The following is a 24267-nucleotide window of genomic DNA, read 5'->3' on the forward strand; positions in this document are numbered from 1 at the left end:
CTCATCAAAGTCTAAAAAGAAATAGTGAAATGAGAAAATTAATTAAAAAATCTCTAAACAAAGATGTAAAAGCAATAATTAGCTTGAAGAATTTTCCAAATGGAGGCGCTGCAAGTAGTTACGATCTAGGCTTTGTTATAACACAAATTATTTACAGACTAGGTGAGGAGGAATTTATAAGTTTAGTTAAAAAATTTCCTAAAAACGAACAAAATTTTGAAGGATTAATTGATGTAGGATTAGAGTATGGAGATAATGATTATGATGGTAAAATGGATGATAAACGTTTTATAGATGAATTCCCGAAGTTGTATAATTTTATAAATAATTAATCTTGTTTTGAAAGCAAAAGAAATATTAAAACATACCAAGCACAGACCTTTTGAAATTCCAGAACGTTCTTGGAAATTTTATCAGGAATGGAACAAAGCTATTTTTTTGCATTGGGAAGTAGAGCCTGAAGCCATAAAACCATTGCTTCCAAAAGAGATTGAATTAGATACCATTAACGGGAAAACTTGGTTGAGTTTGGTTGCTTTTGATATGAATCATATTGGGATTAGGAGTTTGCCAAAAGTGCCTCATATATCAGATTTTCATGAGATAAACATTAGAGTATATATCACTTGCAATGGCAAACCAAGTGTTTACTTTTTAAGTATGGAAGGCAGTAAACGCTCGTCGTGTAAAGTGTTAAAAACCATTTCTAAATTTCCGTATTACCATTCTAAAATGAAACGAACGGATTTTAGCTATTCATCAAAAAATGACCTTTATAATAATTCGTTTTACACCGAATACAGATTAGGAAGTGACCCAATAATTAAAGATGAAACGGATGTTTGGTTAACCGAACGCTATGCTGTTTTTCAGGATTACAAAAATCAAATTATTGAGTATGATGTTCACCATGTGGAATGGCCAATGCAAACTATTTCTATCAAAAAATTAGAGTTGGATTACCCTAAATTCAACCATTTAATAGATAACAATCCTGATAGAATTCATTATTCAAAAGGTATCCAAGTTTTAACTTGGGATAAAAAGAAATATCAAATATGAACAAAGATTTCAAACCCTATTATGCAGTCATTTTCACTTCAACTCAAAAAGAAAATGTTGAAGGCTATGCTGAAATGGCAGCTCGAATGGAAGAACTTGCAAAGCAGCAACCTGGTTATTTGGGAATTGATAGTGCTAGAAATGAGGTTGGAATTACTGTTAGTTATTGGGAAAGTCTTGATGCCATAAAAAACTGGAAAAAACAAAGTGAACATCTTGCAGCACAATTAAAAGGTAGACAAGATTGGTATAGATGGTATAATGTGAGGATTTGCAAAGTAGAACGTGAGTATGAGTTTAATTCGTGAACAAAGTAATAACCTACATAAAACGCAACAAAATTAAATCGGCAACTATTGCTGTGCTTTTAATTGTCTATTATTTCTGTTTACCAAGACAACTTTTTAAAGACCCAACTGCTACAGTTATTACAAGTAAAAATAACGAGTTGCTTGGAGCACAAATTGCTAAAGATGGCCAATGGCGATTTCCGCATAACGATAGTATTCCAGAAAAATTTAAAACTTGCATTATTCAATTTGAGGACGAATATTTTTACAAACATCCTGGTTTTAATCCTGTTTCAATTTTCAAAGCCTTACGTGAGAAGTTAAAATCTGATGGTATAAAACGTGGCGGAAGCACCTTAACGCAACAAGTTATTCGCTTATCCAGAAAAGGAAAGAATAGAACTTATTTTGAAAAAGTCATTGAAATTATCCTAGCCACACGACTAGAGTTTAGAGCTTCAAAAGACCATATTTTATCTTATTACAGCAGTAATGCTCCTTTTGGCGGTAATGTTGTTGGGCTAGACGCAGCTTCATGGCGTTATTTTAATATAAATGCCAACGAACTCTCTTGGGCAGAAAGTGCAACACTCGCGGTTTTACCTAATGCGCCTAGTTTAATTTATCCTGGGAAAAATCAAGAACGTTTACTTGAAAAACGTAATCGCCTTTTAAAAAAATTACTAGAAAATGAAGTTATTGACTCGTTAACCTATAAACTTTCTATTGTTGAAGGATTACCTCAAAAACCGCATCCTTTACCACGAGTTGCTCCTCATTTGCTACAAAAAGTAGCACAAAACTATTCAGGAGAGCGTATTCAAACCACTATCGATACACGGTTACAACAACAAGTTAATCGTATTATAAAAACACATTACAATCAATTAAGTCAGAATAAAATTTACAATGCAGCCGTTTTGGTTTTAGATGTAAAAACGAGGCAAGTAATGGCTTATGTTGGAAATTCTCCAACTGATAAAGCGCATCAAAAAGATGTAGATGTTATTGACAAACCCAGAAGTACAGGCAGTATTTTAAAACCCTTTTTATATACGGCCATGTTGGATGCTGGCGACATGCTCCCCAATACTTTGGTAGCCGATGTGCCCACGCAGTTTGGGAGTTATAATCCTGAAAATTACAACAAAACCTATGATGGTGCAGTACCAGCAAGCAGAGCCTTATCGCGTTCGTTAAATGTGCCATCCGTAAGAATGCTTCAGAAGTTTGGATTGGATAGATTTCACCATTATTTAAAAACACTTCAGCTTAAAGATTTAAAATACAACGCCAATCATTATGGACTATCGCTCATTTTAGGAGGCGCAGAAAGCAACCTTTGGGATTTATGTAAAAGCTATGCAGCATTGTCTTCAACATTAAATCATTTTTCTGAAACTTCTAGTGAATATTATGCCAATGAATTTTGCGAACCTACTTTTTTAGCTTCAGAAACCATTGACTTCGGAAAAAAAACATCAGGCAAAACTTTGTTTGATGCAGCTTCGATTTATTTGACATACGAAAGTTTAAAAGAAGTAAACAGACCTGAAGGTGACGAAAGCTGGGAGTTTTTTGATGGCTCCAAACAAATTGCTTGGAAAACAGGTACCAGTTTTGGCTTTCGCGATGCTTGGGCCATTGGAACTACAAAAGATTACGTAGTTGGCGTTTGGGTTGGAAATGCTGATGGCGAAGGTAGACCTGGTTTGGTTGGTGTGCAAGCTGCTGCACCTATTTTGTTCGATGTATTTGATGTGTTACCAAATAGCGAGTGGTTTGCAAAACCGTTTGATGAAATGCAAGAGGTCTCCATCTGTAAAAAAAGTGGTCATCGTGCGTCACCAAATTGTGATGACACTGAAGATAAATTCATTCAATTAAGCGGATTAAAAACGAAACCTTGTCCGTATCATGTGCTGGTGCATTTAGATAAAACAGAAACGTATCAAGTTAATTCGTCTTGTGAAGACTTAAATAATATAACACATAAATCTTGGTTTACTTTACCGCCTTTAATGGCTTATTACTACAAAACCAATAACCCTTTTTACAAACCATTGCCCAAATTTAGAAATGATTGCTTAGGCGAAAGTACAATTACAATGGAATTTATTTATCCTAAGGAAAACAACACTATTTTTTTACCAAAAGATTTTGACGGAACAACGAATGATTTAGTGTTAAAAATAGCGCATTCTAAACCTGAATCTAAATTATTCTGGTATGTTGATGATACTTATATTGGCAGCACAAAAGATATTCATGAATTGGCAATAATCCCAAAAGAAGGAAAACATATTATAACCGTTGTTGATGAATTTGGAAATGAAGCAAAACGATATTTTACAATTTCAAATTAAGGCTGCTTTCTAACATAAGTTTTAATCATACTATGGTCGGATTTAAAGGTGCTTATTTTTTCTGTTTTCAGAATTTTTAAGTCTTTAGAAACCCAAATATGATCTAAGGAAAGTAAAGGGATATTCCAAAACCAAGTTTCCCTAAAACCGTTACCCTTTTTATTGAAAGCATGTTGAAAATTGCTCTTAATTTTTTTTAAGTATTTAGACTCATATGGCACATTAAAATCGCCTAAAAGAATGGTGTTTTCATCTTTTATTACAACAGAATCAACAAAAGTTAATTCCCATTCGCGTGGAACATCTGTACTTCCCGAAACATCAATAGCATAAAAATTTATTTCATTAGTTTCAAAATTTATCACAGTAGATTTGTGCTTTGATGGCACTTCACTTTTTATAATTATAGGCGTTTTAGAAAAAATACTAATATCACTTTCAGATTGATAAAAATGATAGTTGGGATATTCTTGAGTAAGATTTTTTATGTTATATGCTCTGCTATATTCAACTAATACTAAAACATCTGGCACTATTCCGTTATTTTCTTGAAAAGCTTCAACAAATCCCCGTTCATGTGCAGCATTCCAAAAAACTACCTCCATGTCCGATTCCTTTAAATCTTCTGAAAAATGTATTTTAAAACTACGCCCCAGCCAAAGGATTAGTAAGATGCCCGCTAAAATTAAGTTATACTTTCTTTGTTTTAAGAACACGGATAGAAGTAAAACTATAAGTATAATTATAGGTAACGGAAAAAGATAAAAGTATAGCGAATCTTGATAGGTTCGTTCTTTAAAAACAAAATGAATTAACAATAAACTTAAAACAATTACAATGTTTATAAACTGTAAAACAAATTGTAAAATTTTAAGCATTACCTTAACGGAAATCCTTTTGCTGCCCACCATGGATGTATTTCAATTTCTAAACGACCTGCTTTAACCATTGGGTCTGCATTGGCTAAACTATCAGCCATTTTCTGGGTTGGCACATTGTAAATAGTAATACCTCTAATATCACCGTCATCTCCAAAAGGCCCAGAAATATCGGCATAACCCAAGTCATACATTTTAGCAAGATATGCTAAATGCTCTTTCTGAAGTTCAGCAGCTTCCTCTTCATTCTGCCCTCTAATCGGCCCTCGTTTTAAAAATGCTATAAAATACTGTTGCATTAAAATCGTGTCTTGGGTTTTGTCATCAATATAATCAAAGGTTTTAAACCCTTTTGATGTTAGTTCTTCTTTAATCTGTTTTGTGGATTTTGTTATAGGCGTTTCAATAACTTCAATTATAGAATCAACCGCTGGTTTCGTGTTTTCAATGTCATCTTTAATATCATTCATCGATGCTTTGGTTTCATCTTTACACGCCATAATTGTTATTCCAATAACGATTATAACTAAGAGTTTTCTAATCATTTCCATGATTTATAAGGTGTTTTACTTAATTGTGAATTGTAATATTTTATATTTCCTGTGACTTCCTCACCCAACCAATTTGGTTTTTCAAATGCTTCGTTTTCGCTCTCTAATTCAACCTCTGCAATCACTAAACCTTGATTGTCTCCAAAAAATTCATCTACTTCAAAAGTATGATTTTTAACAGTGACTTCATAACGCGTTTTGTCAATTATCGTTGGTTCGCAAAGATTTAACAAAACTTCGGCGTCCTGCTTTGTAATTTCCTTTTCCCATTCAAATCGTGATAATCCATTTTTAGATGATAATCCCTTTATGGTTAAAAAACCCGTTTCTTCTTTTATTCTTACTCGCACAGTACGTTGTTTGTCTGAATTTAAAAAACCTTGAATAATCCTAGTTTTTTTAAAAGCGTCCGTTTTAAAAACATCCGATTTGACTAAAAATTTCCGTTCTATTTCAATCATAACTATTTTAAAGTTCTCGATACATCCCGATAAAAAATCGGGACACTCGAACTGACATTCGTATTAATGTCTAAATTTACACTATGTCTGAGGATTTACCAATACGAAAAATTATTCATGTTGATATGGATGCATTTTATGCTTCCGTTGAGCAAATGGATAATCCTGATTTAAAAGGAAAACCTATTGCTGTTGGTGGCGGTGGCAAGCGTGGTGTGGTAAATGCTGCAAGTTATGAAGCCCGGAAATTTGGGGTTAAAAGTGCCATGGCTGGAAATTTGGCTGCCAAACTTTGCCCTGGTTTAATTTTTGTAAGACCCAATTTTGAACGCTATACAGAAATTTCAAAAAAAATTAGAGCCATTTTTTATGAATATACCGATTTGGTAGAACCGCTATCACTTGATGAAGCTTATTTAGATGTAACGAATAATAAAAAAGGAAACCCAAGTGCATCGTTAATTGCTAAAGACATTCGGGAACGCATTTTTAACGAAATTGGTTTAACGGCTTCTGCGGGAATTTCAATTAATAAATTTATTGCGAAAGTTGCGAGTGATTATAATAAACCTAACGGACAAAAAACCGTAAACCCTGAAGAAGTTACTAACTTTTTAGAGCAACTAGATATTCGTAAATTTTATGGCGTTGGTAAAGTAACGGCCGAAAAAATGTACCAAAAAGGGATTTTTACAGGTTTAGATTTAAAGCAAAAATCGTTGGAGTATTTAGATGAAAACTTTGGAAAATCTGGTCGGTACTACTACCATATTGTAAGAGGTGTTCAAAATAGCGAGGTAAAACCCAATAGAATACGAAAGAGTTTAGCGGCTGAACGCACTTTTAGCGAAAATTTATCGTCTGAAATATTTATGCTAGAAAAACTAGAGCGCATTGCCGATGAAGTTTCCAAACGATTAGCAAAGAGTAAAGTAGCGGGGAAAACGGTCACATTAAAAATAAAATACAGCGATTTTAGTTTGCAAACCAGAAGCAAAACTTTGCCATATTATATGAGTGATAAAAGCATCATTTTAGAAACGGCTAAAGACTTACTGTATCAAGAAACGTTGAATAATTCCGTACGTTTATTAGGTATATCTATGTCTAACTTAAATACCGAAGCAAATAAAAAAATAGAAGAAAAAAGTGTGAGTGTACAATTGAAATTTGAGTTTTAAACACATCTTGCCTTTGTAAAAAATTTCGGCTATCTTCGAAATGAATTCCTAAGAAATTAGAACAAAATTCAAAATGAAAATATAATATGATAAATAAAAAATCATTGTCTGTAGCTGGAAATTTAGAAGTCCCATCCTATAAAATCTTGAAAGAGTTAGGATATAATATAATTAAGCAAGATGAGATTTGGGTTGCAGAAAATGACTATTGGACTCTACAAGCCAAAAGTCAAATTGAACTTTTAGGATTAGCAAATCTTATAGAAAAAAAAGGTGATAATTGGCGAGTGACTGACAATGAAATTGAAGAATTTTTAAAACTGAGCAAATAAAAATAAGCGTTACCCTTTTTTATAAATTAAAAAGAATAACGCTCAAAATATTTTAAGCCTGTTATTAACTTGATATTTCTCTAACACGTAAGGTGTTTACCATACCTCTTTCGGCTATTGGCATAGAGGCTAAACTAATAACCATATCGCCCTTGGCAACATAACCATGTGTTATTGCCATTCTATTAGTATCAACTATTGTTTCATCTGTCGATACAAATCTGTCATAGAAAAAAGCGCTTACACCCCAAAGTAAACTTAGTTGAGTTAAAATACGTTTGTTTGATGTAAATACTAATATATGACACAATGGTCTCCACGCCGAAATTTGAAATGCCGTATACCCACTATTAGTTAGTGTTGAAATGGCTTTCGCATTTATTTCGTTTGCCATTATAGCAGCATGATAACAAATAGATTTGGTGATATAACGATTGGTACGAATGTGTGGTGGCAATTGCGGTACTTTTATTAATTCTGAATTTTCAACACTTTTTAAAATGTCGGCCATTTGTTTAATAACTTGAACCGGATATTTACCCACTGATGTCTCACCCGAAAGCATTACGGCATCAGCGCCATCCATAACAGAGTTTGCAACGTCGTTTACCTCAGCCCTCGTTGGTGTTAAGCTAGAAATCATAGTTTCCATCATTTGAGTGGCTATAATTACTGGTATTCTAGCTTTTTTAGCTCGTAGTACCAATTGTTTTTGAATGAGTGGTACTTCTTGTGCAGGAACTTCTACTCCTAAATCGCCACGTGCTACCATTAAACCATCGCAATGTGCTACAATTTTATCAATGTTTTCAACCGCTTCAGGTTTTTCAATTTTAGCAATAATCGGAATTTTATGCTCGCTATGTTCCGCTATTAAATCACGAAGTTGCATTAAATCTTCAGCATGACGAACAAACGATAAAGCTATCCAATCTACTTCTTGTTTTATAGCAAAAATGGCATCTTCAATATCTTTTTCGGTTAATGCGGGTTGCGATATGTTCGTGTTTGGTAAGTTTACCCCTTTTTTAGATTTTAATGGTCCGCCTTGAATTACCTTAGCTTTTACTTCCGATGTACTATCAGTAGAAACCACTTCAAAAATTAATTTCCCATCATCTAAAAGGATGCGCTCTCCTGGTTTTGCGTCTTGAGGAAACCTGTCGTAAGTCATGTAAACACGCGCTTTTGTGCCTTCAAATTTTTTCCCAGTAGCAAATATTATTTCATCGCCTGGGTTTACAACAACCTCTTCTTTCATTACGCCAACACGTAGTTTTGGTCCTTGTAAATCGGCTAGTATTGCGGCATTATATCCAAACTCATCATTTAATTCGCGTATCATTTCAATACGCTGTTTTACGTCGCTATAATCAGCATGCGAAAAGTTAACTCTAAACACATTAACGCCTTCATCAAGCATGCCTTTTAAAACTTCTTTTGTACTTGTAGCGGGTCCGAGTGTTGCTACTATTTTGGTTTTTTTGGTTATTGACATTAGCTAAAAATTAGATTTTCTTTTGATTGTAATTCACTGTAATTTATGCTGTATGCTGTAGCGATTTGCGGAATCTTTAATATACTATCTAAAATATATTTTTCTTTACTGAAACTGAATTCGCTATCTATTTTTAAAAAATAATTTACAGTTTTATGTTCTGGTAATAAGTAAAATGTTGTTGTTGTTTGTTCTGTATTGAATAACGACCTATAATCCGTTTCCTGTAGTGCTTGCTTTTTACATATATTGGAAACTAAGTTCCATGTTAACAACTGTTTGTGGTCAACCCATTCGTAAATTGCATAGGAAGCATCTTTTTTACTGTAATCTAGATCTACAGGTTTTCGTTTAAGTGTTATTCCTAAATGTTTGTTTAAAAGATAGGCTAAGCGATAGTCTTCAAGTGTGCAATGAATTGCAATTAAGGTGTTGCACACCTCATCAAAATCATCATCAAAAACAAGTTTGTGAATAGCCATAACCTACATTAAACAACGTAAAGATAATATATATAATGGTGAGTTTTGTTAAGAATAGCCTAATCTTGATAAGAAATAGCACTAAAACGTTGTAGTTATAATTAGAGATTTTAACCCTTTAAATCGTTCTTGATATTCTGTTTTGAAAAGCAAAAAAAGCACGTTTTGAAGCTTTCTCTTCGGCCTTTTTCTTTGAAGTCGCTCGAGCTTTTGCCACAATTTTATCATCAATGGAAAGTTTTACTGAAAAATGTCTAACGTCATCATTCCCGGTATCTTCATACACATTATATCCAAAGGTTTTTTTCTCTTTCTGGCACCATTCAATTAATAAACTTTTATAGCTAATAACTTTTCCTTCTAAAGTTTCAATATCAACATACGGTATAATCACGCGTTTGTAAATAAACTTTTCGCAATACTTATAGCCTCTATCTAAAAAAATAGCTCCTATTAAAGCTTCGAATAAATTTCCGTAGATGTTGTCTCCAAAATGCCCTGGAGGAATTTTACTTTCAACTAAATCAATTAAGTTTAGGTCTCTTCCGAGTTCATTTAAATGTTCTCTACTTACAATTTTAGAGCGCATTTTGGTTAAATATCCTTCGTCTCCACTTGGGACTTCTAAATACAAATGTGATGCTATTACCGAGCTTAACATGGCATCACCCAAAAACTCTAAGCGTTCGTAATTGAAAGGATTTCCTTTACTATCCTTAATGTTCATAGAACGATGCGTAAAGGCTTTTTTATAGTATTTTAATTGCTTTGGCTTAAACCCTAGAATTTTATGTAACTCCATAAAAAAATTCCCGTTGCGTTTAAAACGGGAATTTAATATGTTACGAATGTTCTTCATTCGGGATTTAATCTATTTTCTTGAATAATACACAGGCGTTATGACCGCCAAATCCAAATGTATTACTCATTGCTACTTTTACATCGCGCTTTTGTGCCTTGTTTAGCGTTAAATTTAATTCAGGATCAATGTTTTCATCTACTGTAGTATGGTTAATAGTAGGAGGAACAATACCATGTTCCATAGCTAATAAAGTTGAAATAGCTTCAATAGCTCCTGCAGCACCAAGTAGGTGTCCTGTCATTGATTTTGTTGAATTTATATTTATATTTTTCGCGTGACTTCCAAATACTTCAGAAATTGCCTTAAGTTCTGCTACATCTCCTAATGGTGTTGAGGTACCATGTGTATTAATATGGTCTACCTCTTCTGGTTTTAATCCAGCATTTTCTAAGCAGTTTTTCATTACGGCAATAACTCCAATACCTTCTGGATGTGGAGCTGTCATATGATACGCATCGGATGATAACCCTCCTCCTATAAACTCAGCATAAATTTTGGCGCCTCTTGCTTTAGCATGCTCATATTCTTCTAAAACTAAAGCTCCCGCACCTTCGCCCAAAACAAAACCATCTCTGGTTGCATCAAACGGACGAGAAGCTGTTTCAGGGCTTTCGTTTCTTGTTGAAAGTGCATGCATAGCATTAAAACCACCCATACCAGCAATGGTTACCGCTGCCTCACTACCTCCTGTAACAACTACATCGCAATGCCCTAATCTAATAGAATTTAAAGCATCAAACATAGCGTTTGCGGAAGATGCACAAGCAGAAACCGTTGTGTAATTTGGTCCCATAAAACCATATTTTATGGAAATGTTTCCTGGAGCAATGTCAGCAATCATTTTAGGAATAAAGAATGGGTTAAATCTTGGAGTTCCATCACCATTAGCGAAGTTTAAAACTTCCTCTTGAAAGGTTTCTAAACCACCAATACCTGCGCCCCAAATAACACCAACACGCAATTTATTAACTTTATCAAGATCTAATCTAGCATCAGCAATGGCTTCATCTGCTGCAACCATAGCGTATTGCGCAAATTTATCCATTTTTCTGGCTTCCTTTCTATCTATAAAATCGGTAGCGTTAAAGTTTTTAAGTTCGCAAGCAAACTTAGTTTTAAACTTTTCGGTATCATAATATGTTATAGGCGCAGCACCGCTTTTCCCACTAATAAGCCCTTCCCAATATTCATCTTTGGTATTGCCAATAGGTGTTAAAGCCCCTAATCCCGTGACTACAACTCGCTTTAATTCCATAAAGTATTTTGCTTATTTTGCAGCTTCTATGTATGATATAGCTTGACCAACTGTTGCAATATTTTCAGCTTGATCGTCTGGAATTTGGATATCAAATTCTTTTTCGAATTCCATTATTAATTCAACAGTGTCTAATGAATCTGCTCCTAAGTCGTTTGTGAAGCTAGCTTCTGTTACAACTTCGTTTTCATCAACTCCTAATTTGTCTACGATAATCGCTTTTACTCTTGATGCAATGTCTGACATAATCTTTTAATTTTAAGTTTTAATTAGTTGGCAAAAATAAAAAACTTTATTTTTAAAACACACCTTTAGTTTAAAAATGTGATTGTAATTTACTAAATAAGTTTTAACTATTTTAATTTTGCCTTCTAATTGTTAATAATTATTCTTTTTTTTGTTTGAATAATCCTAACATCGAATGTCTGTTTATGAAACGTATTGTAATCTTTGCGTCCGGAAGTGGTACTAATGCTGAAAATTTAATAAAGTTTTTTCACAACAGAGATAATGCTTCTGTTATTCAAGTGCTTACTAACAATCCTCATGCCAAAGTTTTAGATAGATGTAAAACATTAAAAGTTAGCGCTTTGTCTTTCAATAAAATAGCATTCTCAGACACCAATGATGTATTAAATATTTTAAAGGCCTCAAAGCCCGATTTAATTGTGTTAGCTGGATTTTTATGGAAATTTCCTGAAAACATATTAAATGAATTCCCAAATAAAGTTATAAATGTACACCCTGCATTATTGCCAAAATATGGCGGGAAAGGTATGTATGGAATGCACGTGCATAAAGCAGTTGTTGAAAATAAAGAAATAGAAACCGGCATTACTATTCATTATGTAAATGAACATTATGATGAAGGTGCTGTGATTTTTCAGGCAAAATGTAAAGTTTTACCTTCTGATTCAGCTGAAGATGTAGCTAAAAAGATTCATTTGTTGGAGATGGAACATTTTCCTAAAGTGGTTGAATCCCTTTTATTTTCACATGAGTAAAAAGAAAAAAAAATATTATACCGTTTGGAAAGGTCATAACACAGGTGTTTTTGAGTCTTGGGACGATTGCAAAGCCCAGATAAAAGATTTTCAAGGAGCCATTTACAAATCGTTTGCAACGTTTGATGCCGCAAAAAAAGCGTTAAAGGGAAATTATAAAGACTATATAGGAAAGGATAAATCGTTTAAAAGCGAACTTTCCGAAGCACAACTTAAAAAAATTGGACAACCTAATTACAATTCTATAAGTGTTGATGCCGCTTCTAGTGGAAATCCTGGTAAAATGGAATACCAAGGTGTAGATACAAAAACAAAAAAACCTATTTTTAAACAAGGCCCTTTTGAAGAAGGCACCAATAATATTGGCGAGTTTTTGGCTATTGTACACGGGTTAGCTTATTTAAAACAAAAAAATAGTAATCGCATAATATATACCGATTCCAAAACGGCTATTAGCTGGGTTAAGAAGAAGGCTTGTAATACAAAGCTTGAGCGTAATTCTAAAAATGAGGATTTATTTCAATTGGTTGAAAGAGCGGTTAACTGGCTTAAAACAAATACTTATACTACACCCATAGTAAAATGGGAGACAAAAGCTTGGGGAGAAATTCCCGCCGATTTTGGCAGAAAATAAATTCGTTTTTTAGCACTTAAAAAGCTTATATTTCTTCTATAAAAACTAAATTTTGTTCTAAAAACACAAAATTTAGTTTCACTTCAGGAATCGCTTCGCTAATACGTTAATTTTTTTCATTTAGTTTTTTGCGAATTTATAAATGAAAAAATTAATGTACTTTTGCAGCAAATTTTAAAACGCTTTATGAGCAAATTAGTTGTAGTAGGTACCGTAGCTTTTGATGCTATTGAAACCCCATTTGGTAAAACCGATAAAATTCTTGGAGGAGCAGCAACATTTATAGGGCTTGCAGCCTCTCAATTTGAAGTAGATACCGCCGTTGTATCCATTGTAGGTGGTGATTTCCCAAAGGAATATTTAGACTTACTTGAAGAAAAAAATATAGACATCTCTGGTATAGAAATCGTTAAAGACGGTAAAACCTTCTTTTGGAGTGGAAAATATCATAACGATATGAATACCCGCGATACTTTAGTTACGGAACTAAATACCTTAGCTGATTTTAATCCTAAGGTTCCTGAAGATTATAAAGATGCGGAAATAGTCCTTTTAGGTAATTTACATCCTCTAGTACAATTATCTGTTTTGGAGCAAATGAGTAAAAAGCCAAAACTTGCCATTTTAGATACCATGAATTTCTGGATGGATTCCGCTTTAGATGATTTACATAAAGTAATAAAGCAAGTTGATGTTATTACCATTAACGATGAAGAAGCGAGACAATTAACTGGTGAATATTCATTAGTGGTTGCTGCTAGAAAAATTCATTCGATGGGACCTAAATATGTGGTTATTAAAAAAGGAGAGCATGGTGCATTATTGTTCCACGATGATAATGTGTTTTATGCTCCAGCATTACCTTTAGAAGAGGTTTTCGATCCAACGGGTGCAGGCGATACCTTTGCAGGAGGATTTGCTGGCTACTTAGCTAAAACAGATGATGTTTCTTTTGAAAACATGAAAAACGCCGTAATTTATGGTTCAACTTTAGCTTCGTTTTGTGTGGAGAAATTTGGAACCGAGCGTATGGTAAATTTAAAAAGTAAAGACGTTTTTAAACGCTTACAGCAATTTAAGCAACTAACTCAGTTTGAAATCGTCCTTGAAAATAATTAATATATTAAATTGGGTATTTTGTAAAAGATTCTATATGACCTTTTTAAAACAAATATTGAAACCAAATACAATTGAATTAACATAAAAAAACGCGCTCAAATTTGAGCGCGTTTTTAAATTAAATATAATACTACAAAATAACAATGAGCGATGCTTTAAAACATGAATGCGGAATAGCACTCATAAGACTTAAAAAACCATTAGAGTATTACAAAGAAAAATATGGAAGTGCATTTTATGGTGTCAATAAAATGTACCTCATGATGGAAAAGCAACACAATCGTGGACAAGATGGTGCGGGTTTTGCTAGTATAAAATTAAACACAAACCCTGGGGAACGTTATATAAGTAGAGTGCGTTCGGTTGCTCAACAACCTATTCAGGATATATTTGCTCAAATTAACCAACGCGTTAATAAAGAGTTTGAAGAACACCCTGAATATGCAGATGATGTGGCTGCTCAAAAAAAGAACATACCATATATAGGTGAAGTGTTATTGGGGCATGTTCGTTATGGTACTTTCGGGAAAAATAGTGTAGAAAGTGTACACCCGTTTTTAAGACAAAACAACTGGATGCACCGAAATTTAATTATGGCAGGAAACTTTAACATGACGAATGTTAAGGAGCTCTTCAGAAATTTAATTGAGCTGGGGCAACATCCAAAAGAGTATACCGATACTATCACCATCATGGAGAAAATAGGGCATTTTCTTGATGATGCAGTAAGTAAAATTTACAAAGACTTAAAAAAAGAAGGTTATAATAAAAGAGAGGCGTCGCCTTTAATTGCTGAGCGTTTAAATGTTGCTAAAATTTTAAAACGTGCTGCAAAAAATTGGGATGGTGGTTATGCTATGGCAGGACTTATAGGCCATGGCGACTCCTTTGTTTTAAGAGATCCCGCAGGTATTAGACCCGCATACTATTATCAAGATGATGAAATAGTAGTAGTCGCTTCAGAGCGCCCTGTAATTCAAACCGTTTTTAATGTAAAATTTAAAGATGTAAAAGAGTTAGAACCAGGTCATGCTATCATCACTAAAAAATCTGGCAAGGTTTTTATAAAGAAAATATTAAACCCTTTAGAGCGTAAATCTTGCTCGTTCGAGCGTATTTATTTTTCTAGAGGAAGTGATGCGGAAATATATCAAGAACGAAAAATGTTGGGTAAATTATTAATGCCAAAAGTTTTAGAGGCCATTAATAATGATACAAAAAACACCGTGTTCTCATACATTCCTAATACGGCTGAAACGTCCTTTTTTGGTATGGTTGAAACTGCTGAAGCTGAATTAAATAAAAAGAAAACCAAAACCTTATTAAAAGGTAACAGAAATATTTCAGCAGAAAAAGTAACCGAAATTTTATCAGAAAGAATACGCGTTGAAAAAATTGCTATTAAAGATGTAAAGTTAAGAACCTTTATTACTGAAGATAGTAGTAGAGACGATTTAGTAGCGCACGTATATGATGTTACCTATGGCGTTATAAAGCCAAAGGATAACTTGGTTATTATTGATGACAGTATTGTAAGAGGAACTACTTTGAAAAAGAGTATCCTTAAAATGCTGGATCGCTTAAACCCTAAGAAAATTGTAGTGGTATCTTCGGCACCGCAAATTCGATATCCTGATTGTTATGGTATTGATATGGCAAACCTTGAAAGCTTGGTGGCTTTTAGAGCAGCATTAGCTTTATTAAAAGAATCTAATAAATATCATATAGTTGATGATGTTTATAAAAAGTGTATTGATCAAACAGAGTTAGAAGACCGCTATGTACAAAACTTTGTGAAAGAGGTTTACGACCCTTTTACAGATGAACAAATTTCTGATAAAATATCAGAACTATTAAGTGACGAAAGCATTAATGCGGAAGTAAAAATTATATTCCAATCGGTTGAAAATTTACATATGGCTTGTCCGGAACATTTAGGTGATTGGTATTTTACGGGCGATTACCCAACCGTTGGTGGCAACAGGGTTGTAAACCGTGCTTTTATTAATTTTTACGAAGGAAATAAAGAGCGCGCCTACTAATTTTAAATCTTACAATTTCTGACACTTAAACTGGGTAATATACATTTTATCCGATAAAAACGCTGTTTATCTAAAAAATGATCAGATTATCTAAAATACGCATAAATTGGTCTCACCATAACATAAGTAGGTTAAGTTCATGGTAGATTTGGGGCAAAAAAAGGTGAACATCTGTTCGCCTTTTTTTATGGAATTAAAGTTCCAAAATAACCTTTATTGTTTTTCTTACATTTTTATCTCAACCTCTTTTAAGCCAATATATACGTCGTTTAACTAAAATATTTTAGAGAACTCTTTTATCATTATATATTTGAACCACCATAACATAAGTAGGTTAAGTTTATGGTAGATTTGGGGCAAAAAGGTGAACACTCGTTCACCTTTTTCATTTTATATAGTTTCCATAAAAATGCACTTCTTTTTTTGTGTTATTTCTTACCATAAAAAAATTATCTTTACTGGATAACAGTAACCAAAACTTACTATATCATAGCTTAATTACGGGATAAGAGTAATAAAAGTTATTATATAACGAGTTGTAGCCAATTAAACCAAACCAAGAATGACAAAGAATTTATTAATAATCTTACTACTCACTTTGTTGACTTCTTGCCAAACGAATTCACAGAATAATATGATACCAAAGGAAGAAATCATCGGATTTTTTGACCGAATGAAATCAAATGGAGTTGATACAAATACCAAAATGCTTTACGGCTATTTTTTCACAAACAACGAACCAAAGAAATTAGAAAAAGTAGCGGAAGAATTAAAAACGCAAGGATTTGAATATGTGGACATTTATCCTGACGAAACAAATCAATTTTGGTTGCATATGGAAAGAATTGAAATTCACGATTCAGAAACCCTTTTCAATCTGAACAAAGAATTATATGCAATCGCTGACAAATTTTCGATTGAATCTTATGATGGGTTTGACGTTGGAAATGCAGACAAAACTAAAGGAATTGAAAGAGACACTTATGTTGTCCCTGAAGAGTTTAAATCAAATGATTTTCAAAAAAACGGAGTTCCCTTTCTAATAATTGCAAATTCAGCATTTGACAATTTTCCCCATAAATCAGAATATTCATTTTTCATAAAAATTATTTGTAAATATGACATTGACAATACAACTAAAATGCCTAATGAAAAGGAATATAAAGAATTGGATGAATTGGAGCTTTTTATAGAAAATAACCTGAATCAAAACGGAATTAAGTCATACTACATTGGGAGAACAACACATAGCGGAGAAAGAATAATATACTTTGTGACTAATGAAAAAGATGGTGCGAATGGACTAATGGATTTTCTAAAACAAAACGGAAATAAACGAGATTTTGAATTCCAAATAATTGAGGACTCGAAATGGAATTTATACGAAGAAATAAAAGTAAAATTGAATAAAAAATAACTGGCTACAACAATGGCTATAAGTAATTGCTTGTTTTCGCCTACTTCTGAAAATCCTCGCGGATTTTCAGCTTGGTGTATACTTGCAAAGTTAAGTGCTAACCCACGCAACTACTCATAGCCGAGACCGTTGTGCTTCATTATTCTCACTTGTACGGAATGAAATAATTATCCTAACTTTCGAGAAATAACTAACCAATGATAAAATTCTTTAGAAAAATCCGCCAAAAATTGCTCTCTGAAAATAAGTTTAGCAAGTATCTGCTTTATGCTATTGGAGAAATTGTGCTTGTTGTTATCGGAATTTTAATTGCACTTCAAATTAATAATTGGAATGAACTACAAAAACTAAAATCGAATGAAATTGGTTTGTTAAAAACCTTTAAGAAAAGTCTTGAAAAAGATATGGTAAATATTGATTGGAATATAAAAGAATTTAGAACTATTGATTATTCCATAAACATTCTGATTAAGGCATTAAATGAAAATTTACCTTATAATGATTCATTAAACTTCCATTTTCTAAATTCGACAGCAAGATGGATGCCAAGTATTGAACAAGAAGTTTATGCAACTATGACAGCTGCTGATTTAAATATAATAACAAATGATAGTTTGAAATTAGAAATTGTAGACTACTACTCTTTCGCAAAGAGAAAATTTGATAAAAGTATTAATAGATACGCCAACGTCATTGAAAATGCAAGCAATAATATCTTCAATACAAGATTTGACGGATTATGGAATACACGAGATTATGCAATGATACCTTACGACTATGAATCATTGAAGATTGATAAAGAGTATAAATATTTTATCAAAAGTCTAAAAATGCAATTGTGGTATGAGGTAAGAGACCCATTGAACAAAGTTAAATCCAAATCAGAAAAATTGATAACCCAAATTGAAAGAGAACTATCGGAACTTGAAAAATAACGAAAGCTCAACAACGTGTATAATTAATTGCTTTGGTCGTTGCTTATTTGGAAAATTCCTTCGGAATTTTCTCGCGTTCGTTTTTGTTTGCTAAATTAGTTGCTGAAACACGTTGCGCACAAGACTGGAAAACTAATTCATCAAATTATGAGACAAATAATTTTATTAGTATCACTTTTAATTAGTTTTAGTTGTTTTTCACAAGAACCAGATGATTCTGATAAAATTAAAGTCAAGAAAGTAGTTAATCAGTTTTTTGAGTCTCTAAATAAACAAGACACAATACTCTACAAAAAAATACTATTTCTCGAAGGTCAAATTTGGTCAATAAATAATACCACAAAATCGAGTAGCATGTCCATGAGGTTTTTTCGTGATGATATTGGAACTTTTAATCCTGACGAGATTTGGGAAGAAATACCTTTGAGCTTTGATATAAAAATTCATAACGGAATTGCAATGGCTTGGGTTCCATATGAATTTAAAGTTAATGGGGAATTCACTCATTGTGGAATAGATATATTCACACTTTCGGAAACAAACGAAGGTTGGAAAATAATCAATGCATCTTACACAAAATATTTGGATGGATGTAATGAACTTAAAAATTAAAGCCCAATGAACAACAACGTGTATAATTAATTGCTTTGGCAAGTGCTACTCCGAAAATTCCTTCGGAATTTTCTCGCGTTCGGTTTTGTTTACTAAATTAGTTGCTGAAACACTCAACGAAATCATACACAAACACGTTGCCTGCAATGCCAAAAAAACTGACGGGAACAAAAATACTGACCAATATGACTAGAATTCGATTATTTTACCTCGCTATATTCCTATTTATTTTTTTAGGCTGTAAATCCGAAAAGAGTCCACCAGAATCACTCGCTATAAACCTAGATGATGTCGAATGGGGAGAAGCAGGTGACGGAAGTATAGCACCAGCAGGAACGCGAACAGCATTGCAATCAACAAATCCGAATACTGGCGGAATTAGTTATTATGCTTGGTTTCCGGCAGGAGGATTTTTTGACGAGCATTGGCATACTCACGATGAATACGTTGTTTTGATTAACGGAGAAGTGACAATCAAACTTGGAAAGGAGATTTATAACCTTAAACCTGGTGCCTTTATAGTAATTCCAGGTGGAATGCCTCACTATTGGGATATACCAGAGACAGGAGATGCAATTATTTTGGTAAAGAGAGATGGACCGCCTGATTTTCATTTTGTTGATAGATAAAACGAATATTCATATAACGTCTGATATTAAGACTTATCAAATTCGAATATTAAACTGATTATTGAATAAAGTTTTTGAAATAAAATAATGCTGTCGAAAAATGAAAAGCACGTGCTGGCAACAACGTGTATAATTAATTGCTTAACCACGCAACACACCATATACTAAACCATTACAAATTATCTGAAAAACACAAAATATGAATAACATCAAAACAATTGGCATTATCTTATTGGTGTCTCTTATTACTTCATGTAAGAACAAAGAGAAAACAGCAGTAAATAACGAAAGTGCTGAAAAACTAGAACTTCATAAGGAGGTCACGAATTCTAATATAGAAGCATTTATCGAAAAAATGATAAACGAAGAGCATTTTAAAGGTGTTGTTCTTGTTACAAAAAAAAATGAAGTGATTCATGCCAAAGGCTACGGGATGGCAAATGATACCGTAAAAAACAAAATCAGCACTAAGTTTCATGTGGCTTCAATAACCAAACAGTTTACGGCTGCGGCAATCATGCAACTTGTAGAGCAGAATAAAATCAATCTGGAAGAATCCATCAATAAGTTTCTACCTGCTCAATATCGTTCCGATAAATGGGATATTGTTACTGTTCATCATCTACTATCCCATACAAGTGGTATTGAAGACTATGCTGTAGTGCGAGATTATTATAATGTTGTGAAAGGCTTCTGTTTGGGGAACACAGTTGATGGAATGATAAAAGAAGCTATGCCCAAGGAATTAGAATTTTATCCAGACTCTAAGTTTAACTATTCAAATATAGGATACACCTTACTGGGAGAAATTATTCAAAATATCACTGGAGAACCCTATCGTGATTACTTAAAAACTAATGTTCTTGAACCTTTAGAAATGCACGCTTCCTTTATCCATACAACCGACTATGAAGCCTCAAATGATGAAGCTATTGGATATCGATGGGACAATGAGCAGCATAAACATGTTCTTGATGATATAGTTAGTTTGCCTGTTACCGAGCCAGATGGAAATTTAGTGACGACCTTAAATGATTTCCTAAAATGGACAAACATCTATATTGAAAATGAGCAACCAATACTTCAGAAAGAATCTTTAAAAAAGATGATCACTTCTTATGCAGAAACAGGTAAAACGGGACCAGATGGCAATTTGGAAGGCTATGGCTATGGACTTTTCCTTTCCAAAGAGTTGATAAGTCATACGGGTTATATTGTCGGCTTTAGAAGCCATTTTATTGTAAATCCAAAGGAGAATATAAGAATTGTTGTTTTTAGCAACAATGTGTCTATGAGTCCAAAAGATGTTTCCAGTGGGATTTATAAAATTATATCTGCTAAATTAGGTGCTTAAAACACGCAACCGACTATATACAAACACGTTGTGCTACATTATCCTTATGCTAAAACTTCTGAACAGAAACTATGACTAACCATTAAATTTTAATATGGACAACAACCAAATAATTATCATTCTCTTTGGAATTTTATATTTCGCTTTTATCATTTACACAAGAAGAAAGGGGGATTTTGAAGAATATTCTGTAGCAAATAGAGGTTTAGGTAGTTTTGTGATTTTCGCTTCAATATGTGCTTCTTATTTAGGACCCGGATGGACTTTGGGATTGACACGAAATGGATTTAATAATGGAATGTTTATGGCATTCATAGCGCCTATCATGGGGATTGCCATAATATTTTTTGCAATTTTTTTGGCTCCAAAAATTCGTAAAAAATTTACTAGCAGTTACTCTATTGGCGATATAGTTGGAGGGCACCTTTCTCATAATCATCCTGTGGTTATTACCATGGCAGGAACCATGGTGCTTTTATCACTTTCTGCCTTAGTGGTGGCTATGAGTTATGCTGGCGGAGAATTGATTAACAATGTTTTTGGCTTTTCGAAATTTTGGTCAATATTCACCATTACCATTATAGTAATGTTGTATTCCTTATTTGGAGGTATAAGGGCGACCATCCAGACAGACGTTATTCAATTTCTTCATTTTGCAATTCTGATTCCAATTTTAGCAGTGCTTATCGTTATAAACGATAGTTTTTCGTGGGAAAACTATAATAATCTTGCCATGGCAAAAACTCAAGTCGCCTTTGAAGGAAGTAGTGTATCCGTGATTTTTGGTCTTTTTTTGGTTTTCTTTACTATCTCTGGATATGACACACCTATTGTAAGTAGATATTTAGCATCAAAAAACGATGCAGTTGCTAAAAATGCTACGTTATGGTCGGGAATATTTATCGTTTTATGGACGGTATTGATGATTTTTATTGGCACCACTGGGGCGTACTTGTATCCTGAAATGGCTAATAATGACCAAGTATTACTTCACATTGCGCAAAATCATTTTCCAGGTATACTTTACGGTATTTTTATTATTGCTATGATTGGGGTTGTGATGTCATCTCAAGACACGTTTTTGAACAACGCGGGAGTCAGTTTTGCTCAAGACATCTTGCCACGGATCGTGCCAACGGTGTCCAACAAAAAGAAGTTATTTTACTCAAAAGCCTATACGGTTTTTATCGGATTAGTTGCTATAGTGGTTGCCAACTTTGTTGACTCTGCATTAGAAGTTGCCCTAGTTATTTTGGATTATTATGCGAATGTCATGCTAGCAGTTACCTTTTTTGCTATAGTAAAAAAGAAACATTATTGGCAATCTGCAGCTTTATCTATGGCGGCAGGATTTGTATCAAAATTAATATGGGATTTAATTGGAGTTGCGGATGTTCCTTCTATATTTATAGGAATTTCAACTAGTTTCGTTGCCTACTTATTAACAGATTTATATTTCAATTTAAAAACCAAAAGGAATAATAAACCATAAAATAACGTAATGTTAATGATTAAAAACACTTTACATCTAATAATTTTAATCATCTCAATTTCATCTGTCTTTAGTCAAGAAGTTGAAAATAAAAAAGATAGTATAACAGATGAACTATCTGAGTTTTCTCAAATTTCTGATGGCCCATACGTTTTTATTGAAAAAAACAAACTCATTGAAAAAACAATAATCAATGGTAAAGTTTCTTCACGGATTTTAAAAGTCAATACATTCGACACAATATTTCCCCCTGAAAAATCCACTTTTAATAGCGTTACAAAAATTGCCGCATTAAGTGATATTCACGGACAATATGATTTAGCAATTGAGATATTAAAAAACAATAAAATAATTGACAAGAATCTAAATTGGAATTTTGACAAAGGTCATCTGGTAATTGCTGGAGACATTTTCGATAGGGGTAATAAAGTTAATGAAATGCTTTGGTTAGTTTATAAACTAGAAGCTCAAGCAAAAAGCAAAGGTGGTCATGTACATTTTCTATTAGGCAATCACGAGTATATGGTTCTTCATAACGACTTAAGATATGTAAGTGAAAAATACTTGTTAGCTTCCAAATTACTGAATTTGGAGTATAGTGAATTGTATAGTAACAAAACCGTTCTTGGAAGGTGGCTTCGTTCAAAATCAACCATTATTAAAATAAATGACTATGTTTTTGTTCATGGTGGTGTTTCCGAAGATTTTATAGCAGAAAATGATTTGAATTTTGAAAAAATAAACGATATAATGAGAACATCTATTGATCGAACTAAACGAGAAATGAAGTCGACTAATTTTTATAACATCTATTATGGTAGTAAAAGTTTGATATGGTATCGAGGTTATTTTTATGATAATTTATTAGATTCGGATATTTCAAAAATATTGAAACTCATGAATTCAAAACATATTATTGTTGGGCATTGTTCAAATGATGAGATTGTTCAACTATATAATAATAAAATTTTTGGCGTAGATTCTAGTATTAAAAAAGGCAAGTATGGAGAGATTTTATTTATAAAAAATAATCAATTCTTTCGTGGTACTTTAAGCGGAGATAAAATACAATTTTAGAACCATGACTACCAACAGCGTGTATAATTTAGCAAGCGGAATCTGTAATTACATAAATTATGCTACTTTTAAACTCCAAGATTAGCTGAAACTGGTTTGACAGAAAACCTTGCCAAAGCATACACAAAGACATGAGAAACTAAGTAATTAAAAAAACATGAAAAATAGACTTCAGAAAATAAGCATAATCACTGAAATAGTGGGTGCCGTAGCTATTGTAATATCGCTAATTTTTGTGGGTATTCAATTTACTGAAAATACAAAAGCAACCAAGTCGGCTACTGCCGCAAGTACCGTGGCAACTATTTCTTCATGGTACAATGAAATGGGAAATAATGAACAATCAAGCAGTTTATTTTATAATTTCATGGCAGATCCCGAATCTCTCAATTCAGAAGAACGATTTCAGATTATTATAAGTTTACACGGTCTATTTTTAACATTTCAGAACAGTTATTATTTAGGTCAGCAAGGAACTCTCGATTCGCACATTCAAGAATCTATAACAAAGGCAGCAGTGGGTGTAAAAGACCAACCTGGGTTTCGACTTTTCTGGAAATTACGAAGAGAATTGTTCTTTCCTGAATTTCAGAAACATATTGACGAAATCGTAAATACGGATATAGAAATTTCTGAAGGCATGTATAAGGCAGTTAAAGATCAAAAGTCAGCCGACAAAGAATAACTACTTATTCCTAGGTATCTCAAAACAAATGGAATAATAAGGAAGCTTT

26 protein-coding genes are annotated in these 24267 nt (G+C 33.1%); 18 read left to right on the forward strand and 8 right to left on the reverse strand.

Features of this window, described 5'->3' with window-relative positions:
• Positions 1 to 29: 29 nt before the first annotated feature.
• The 4 genes from L3X39_RS02340 to pbpC are packed head-to-tail and all read left to right on the forward strand — an operon-like array spanning position 30 to position 3718.
• Positions 30 to 332: a hypothetical protein gene (locus tag L3X39_RS02340; RefSeq protein ID WP_237229894.1), complete on the forward strand. Its 303-nt coding sequence runs from the start codon at positions 30 to 32 to the stop codon at positions 330 to 332.
• A 7-nt stretch (positions 333 to 339) separates the two neighbouring features.
• Positions 340 to 1062, forward strand: a complete 723-nt coding sequence (locus L3X39_RS02345; RefSeq protein WP_237229896.1) for a YqjF family protein — start codon at positions 340 to 342, stop codon at positions 1060 to 1062.
• A complete protein-coding gene (locus L3X39_RS02350; protein WP_237229898.1) occupies positions 1059 to 1370 on the forward strand; it encodes an antibiotic biosynthesis monooxygenase family protein in 312 nt (103 codons plus the stop codon). Before L3X39_RS02345 ends, L3X39_RS02350 begins: the two co-directional genes overlap by 4 nt.
• Entirely contained in the window at positions 1367 to 3718 is a 2352-nt protein-coding gene (gene pbpC, locus L3X39_RS02355) for a penicillin-binding protein 1C (RefSeq protein ID WP_237229907.1), read from the forward strand. The genes L3X39_RS02350 and pbpC overlap by 4 nt, the downstream gene beginning before the upstream one ends.
• On the opposite strand, the gene L3X39_RS02360 is transcribed toward pbpC, so the two are convergent.
• The 3 genes from L3X39_RS02360 to L3X39_RS02370 are packed head-to-tail and all read right to left on the reverse strand — an operon-like array spanning position 3715 to position 5608.
• Entirely contained in the window at positions 3715 to 4596 is an 882-nt protein-coding gene (locus tag L3X39_RS02360) for an endonuclease/exonuclease/phosphatase family protein (RefSeq protein WP_237229909.1), read from the reverse strand. The two genes, pbpC and L3X39_RS02360, sit on opposite strands and share 4 nt — an antisense overlap.
• Entirely contained in the window at positions 4596 to 5141 is a 546-nt protein-coding gene (locus tag L3X39_RS02365) for a YciI family protein (protein WP_379840525.1), read from the reverse strand. Before L3X39_RS02365 ends, L3X39_RS02360 begins: the two co-directional genes overlap by 1 nt.
• The gene (locus L3X39_RS02370) at positions 5138 to 5608 is read right to left on the reverse strand and encodes a CYTH domain-containing protein (protein ID WP_237229914.1); all 471 of its coding nucleotides are present in this window, start codon (positions 5606 to 5608) and stop codon (positions 5138 to 5140) included. The genes L3X39_RS02365 and L3X39_RS02370 overlap by 4 nt, the downstream gene beginning before the upstream one ends.
• A gap of 83 nt (positions 5609 to 5691) precedes the next feature.
• Here L3X39_RS02370 and dinB point away from each other — a divergent pair, with 83 nt between their 5' ends.
• Entirely contained in the window at positions 5692 to 6789 is a 1098-nt protein-coding gene (gene dinB, locus L3X39_RS02375) for a DNA polymerase IV (RefSeq protein WP_237229924.1), read from the forward strand.
• A gap of 86 nt (positions 6790 to 6875) precedes the next feature.
• Positions 6876 to 7121, forward strand: a complete 246-nt coding sequence (locus tag L3X39_RS02380; RefSeq protein ID WP_237229926.1) for a hypothetical protein — start codon at positions 6876 to 6878, stop codon at positions 7119 to 7121.
• 64 nt (positions 7122 to 7185) lie between these two features.
• Here the strand turns inward: L3X39_RS02380 and pyk are convergent, their stop codons facing one another.
• From pyk to L3X39_RS02405, 5 genes are all read right to left on the reverse strand, one after another.
• Positions 7186 to 8619: a pyruvate kinase gene (gene pyk, locus L3X39_RS02385; RefSeq protein ID WP_237229928.1), complete on the reverse strand. Its 1434-nt coding sequence runs from the start codon at positions 8617 to 8619 to the stop codon at positions 7186 to 7188.
• Positions 8619 to 9101, reverse strand: a complete 483-nt coding sequence (locus L3X39_RS02390) for an IPExxxVDY family protein (protein WP_237229930.1) — start codon at positions 9099 to 9101, stop codon at positions 8619 to 8621. Before L3X39_RS02390 ends, pyk begins: the two co-directional genes overlap by 1 nt.
• 118 nt (positions 9102 to 9219) lie before the next feature.
• On the reverse strand, positions 9220 to 9960 hold the full coding sequence (gene rnc / locus L3X39_RS02395) for a ribonuclease III (RefSeq protein WP_237229932.1): 741 nt from the start codon (positions 9958 to 9960) through the stop codon (positions 9220 to 9222).
• Between the two features lie 7 nt (positions 9961 to 9967).
• Positions 9968 to 11218 (reverse strand): beta-ketoacyl-ACP synthase II, encoded by a 1251-nt coding sequence (fabF, locus tag L3X39_RS02400; protein WP_237229934.1) that lies wholly within the window; start codon positions 11216 to 11218, stop codon positions 9968 to 9970.
• Between the two features lie 12 nt (positions 11219 to 11230).
• A complete protein-coding gene (locus L3X39_RS02405; RefSeq protein ID WP_007647141.1) occupies positions 11231 to 11464 on the reverse strand; it encodes an acyl carrier protein in 234 nt (77 codons plus the stop codon).
• 185 nt (positions 11465 to 11649) lie between these two features.
• On the opposite strand from L3X39_RS02405, the gene purN reads away from it, so the two are divergent.
• From purN to L3X39_RS02465, 12 genes are all read left to right on the forward strand, one after another.
• Positions 11650 to 12222, forward strand: a complete 573-nt coding sequence (gene purN / locus L3X39_RS02410; protein WP_237229936.1) for a phosphoribosylglycinamide formyltransferase — start codon at positions 11650 to 11652, stop codon at positions 12220 to 12222.
• Entirely contained in the window at positions 12215 to 12856 is a 642-nt protein-coding gene (locus L3X39_RS02415; RefSeq protein WP_237229938.1) for a ribonuclease H1 domain-containing protein, read from the forward strand. The genes purN and L3X39_RS02415 overlap by 8 nt, the downstream gene beginning before the upstream one ends.
• A 186-nt stretch (positions 12857 to 13042) precedes the next feature.
• Positions 13043 to 13975 carry a PfkB family carbohydrate kinase gene (locus L3X39_RS02420; protein WP_237229940.1) on the forward strand — a complete coding sequence of 311 codons (933 nt, stop codon included), beginning with the start codon at positions 13043 to 13045 and terminating at the stop codon, positions 13973 to 13975.
• A 143-nt stretch (positions 13976 to 14118) separates the two neighbouring features.
• Positions 14119 to 16017, forward strand: coding sequence for an amidophosphoribosyltransferase (locus L3X39_RS02425; protein WP_237229942.1), 1899 nt, complete (start codon positions 14119 to 14121; stop codon positions 16015 to 16017).
• Positions 16018 to 16651: 634 nt separating this feature from the next.
• A complete protein-coding gene (locus tag L3X39_RS02430; RefSeq protein ID WP_237229950.1) occupies positions 16652 to 17434 on the forward strand; it encodes a DUF695 domain-containing protein in 783 nt (260 codons plus the stop codon).
• 197 nt (positions 17435 to 17631) lie between these two features.
• Positions 17632 to 18369, forward strand: coding sequence for a DUF6090 family protein (locus L3X39_RS02435; RefSeq protein WP_237229952.1), 738 nt, complete (start codon positions 17632 to 17634; stop codon positions 18367 to 18369).
• Between the two features lie 147 nt (positions 18370 to 18516).
• Positions 18517 to 18981 carry a hypothetical protein gene (locus L3X39_RS02440; RefSeq protein ID WP_237229955.1) on the forward strand — a complete coding sequence of 155 codons (465 nt, stop codon included), beginning with the start codon at positions 18517 to 18519 and terminating at the stop codon, positions 18979 to 18981.
• A 185-nt stretch (positions 18982 to 19166) separates the two neighbouring features.
• Positions 19167 to 19610 carry a cupin domain-containing protein gene (locus L3X39_RS02445; RefSeq protein ID WP_237229956.1) on the forward strand — a complete coding sequence of 148 codons (444 nt, stop codon included), beginning with the start codon at positions 19167 to 19169 and terminating at the stop codon, positions 19608 to 19610.
• Between the two features lie 199 nt (positions 19611 to 19809).
• Positions 19810 to 20964 carry a serine hydrolase domain-containing protein gene (locus L3X39_RS02450; protein WP_237229959.1) on the forward strand — a complete coding sequence of 385 codons (1155 nt, stop codon included), beginning with the start codon at positions 19810 to 19812 and terminating at the stop codon, positions 20962 to 20964.
• A gap of 94 nt (positions 20965 to 21058) precedes the next feature.
• On the forward strand, positions 21059 to 22456 hold the full coding sequence (locus L3X39_RS02455; RefSeq protein WP_237229961.1) for a sodium:solute symporter family protein: 1398 nt from the start codon (positions 21059 to 21061) through the stop codon (positions 22454 to 22456).
• Positions 22457 to 22471: 15 nt separating this feature from the next.
• The gene (locus tag L3X39_RS02460) at positions 22472 to 23533 is read left to right on the forward strand and encodes a metallophosphoesterase (protein WP_237229962.1); all 1062 of its coding nucleotides are present in this window, start codon (positions 22472 to 22474) and stop codon (positions 23531 to 23533) included.
• 157 nt (positions 23534 to 23690) lie between these two features.
• Entirely contained in the window at positions 23691 to 24218 is a 528-nt protein-coding gene (locus L3X39_RS02465; RefSeq protein ID WP_237229963.1) for a hypothetical protein, read from the forward strand.
• Positions 24219 to 24267 lie beyond the last annotated feature (49 nt).

It is taken from the genome of Flaviramulus multivorans (assembly GCF_021728415.1).
Taxonomy (GTDB): Bacteria; Bacteroidota; Bacteroidia; order Flavobacteriales; family Flavobacteriaceae; genus Sabulilitoribacter; species Sabulilitoribacter multivorans.

What these genes read in the sequence shown, in the direction of transcription:
- fabF (WP_237229934.1), bottom strand. Translation starts at nt 11,218, where the DNA reads ATGGAATTAAAGCGAGTTGTAGTCACGGGATTAGGGGCTTTAACACCT.
- L3X39_RS02425 (WP_237229942.1), top strand. Translation starts at nt 14,119, where the DNA reads ATGAGCGATGCTTTAAAACATGAATGCGGAATAGCACTCATAAGACTT.
- L3X39_RS02455 (WP_237229961.1), top strand. Translation starts at nt 21,059, where the DNA reads ATGGACAACAACCAAATAATTATCATTCTCTTTGGAATTTTATATTTC.
- L3X39_RS02405 (WP_007647141.1), bottom strand. Translation starts at nt 11,464, where the DNA reads ATGTCAGACATTGCATCAAGAGTAAAAGCGATTATCGTAGACAAATTA.
- L3X39_RS02380 (WP_237229926.1), top strand. Translation starts at nt 6,876, where the DNA reads ATGATAAATAAAAAATCATTGTCTGTAGCTGGAAATTTAGAAGTCCCA.
- L3X39_RS02440 (WP_237229955.1), top strand. Translation starts at nt 18,517, where the DNA reads ATGAGACAAATAATTTTATTAGTATCACTTTTAATTAGTTTTAGTTGT.
- L3X39_RS02365 (WP_379840525.1), bottom strand. Translation starts at nt 5,141, where the DNA reads ATGATTAGAAAACTCTTAGTTATAATCGTTATTGGAATAACAATTATG.
- rnc (WP_237229932.1), bottom strand. Translation starts at nt 9,960, where the DNA reads ATGAAGAACATTCGTAACATATTAAATTCCCGTTTTAAACGCAACGGG.
- L3X39_RS02415 (WP_237229938.1), top strand. Translation starts at nt 12,215, where the DNA reads ATGAGTAAAAAGAAAAAAAAATATTATACCGTTTGGAAAGGTCATAAC.
- L3X39_RS02360 (WP_237229909.1), bottom strand. Translation starts at nt 4,596, where the DNA reads ATGCTTAAAATTTTACAATTTGTTTTACAGTTTATAAACATTGTAATT.
- purN (WP_237229936.1), top strand. Translation starts at nt 11,650, where the DNA reads ATGAAACGTATTGTAATCTTTGCGTCCGGAAGTGGTACTAATGCTGAA.
- L3X39_RS02390 (WP_237229930.1), bottom strand. Translation starts at nt 9,101, where the DNA reads ATGGCTATTCACAAACTTGTTTTTGATGATGATTTTGATGAGGTGTGC.
- L3X39_RS02465 (WP_237229963.1), top strand. Translation starts at nt 23,691, where the DNA reads ATGAAAAATAGACTTCAGAAAATAAGCATAATCACTGAAATAGTGGGT.
- L3X39_RS02370 (WP_237229914.1), bottom strand. Translation starts at nt 5,608, where the DNA reads ATGATTGAAATAGAACGGAAATTTTTAGTCAAATCGGATGTTTTTAAA.
- L3X39_RS02340 (WP_237229894.1), top strand. Translation starts at nt 30, where the DNA reads ATGAGAAAATTAATTAAAAAATCTCTAAACAAAGATGTAAAAGCAATA.
- L3X39_RS02445 (WP_237229956.1), top strand. Translation starts at nt 19,167, where the DNA reads ATGACTAGAATTCGATTATTTTACCTCGCTATATTCCTATTTATTTTT.
- L3X39_RS02460 (WP_237229962.1), top strand. Translation starts at nt 22,472, where the DNA reads ATGATTAAAAACACTTTACATCTAATAATTTTAATCATCTCAATTTCA.
- pyk (WP_237229928.1), bottom strand. Translation starts at nt 8,619, where the DNA reads ATGTCAATAACCAAAAAAACCAAAATAGTAGCAACACTCGGACCCGCT.
- L3X39_RS02350 (WP_237229898.1), top strand. Translation starts at nt 1,059, where the DNA reads ATGAACAAAGATTTCAAACCCTATTATGCAGTCATTTTCACTTCAACT.
- L3X39_RS02430 (WP_237229950.1), top strand. Translation starts at nt 16,652, where the DNA reads ATGATACCAAAGGAAGAAATCATCGGATTTTTTGACCGAATGAAATCA.
- L3X39_RS02450 (WP_237229959.1), top strand. Translation starts at nt 19,810, where the DNA reads ATGAATAACATCAAAACAATTGGCATTATCTTATTGGTGTCTCTTATT.
- L3X39_RS02420 (WP_237229940.1), top strand. Translation starts at nt 13,043, where the DNA reads ATGAGCAAATTAGTTGTAGTAGGTACCGTAGCTTTTGATGCTATTGAA.
- L3X39_RS02435 (WP_237229952.1), top strand. Translation starts at nt 17,632, where the DNA reads ATGATAAAATTCTTTAGAAAAATCCGCCAAAAATTGCTCTCTGAAAAT.
- dinB (WP_237229924.1), top strand. Translation starts at nt 5,692, where the DNA reads ATGTCTGAGGATTTACCAATACGAAAAATTATTCATGTTGATATGGAT.